Here is a 326-nt window from a genome sequence, read left to right on the forward strand (position 1 = left end):
AAACCGGTTCGAAGAGCGTGCCGGTCTGGGCGTTGCCGGATAACTTCAAGAATCACGGTAATTATGTGATCAGTCTCGCGAATGTGACGCGCTGGCTGGGTCAGCAGGCTGAGGCGCTGGGCGTGGAGATTTTCCCGGGCTTTCCTGCGGCCGAAATCCTCTATAACGATGACGGTTCGGTCAAAGGCGTCGCCACCGGCAACCTCGGGATCGGCAAGGACGGTGAACCGACCGAGAACTTCCAGCTCGGCATGGAGTTGCACGCGAAGTACACGCTGTTCTGTGAGGGCGCGCGTGGGCATCTGGGCCGTCAGCTGAATGACAAG

1 protein-coding gene is annotated in these 326 nt (G+C 59.5%); it reads left to right on the plus strand.

What is annotated here, in order from left to right:
* The coding region (locus P0D70_RS36935; protein ID WP_408188147.1) for an NAD(P)/FAD-dependent oxidoreductase at nt 1-326 on the plus strand (326 nt) is incomplete at both ends.

The sequence above is a fragment of the Paraburkholderia sp. RL17-381-BIF-C genome, assembly GCF_046026435.1.
Lineage (GTDB): Bacteria > Pseudomonadota > Gammaproteobacteria > Burkholderiales > Burkholderiaceae > Paraburkholderia.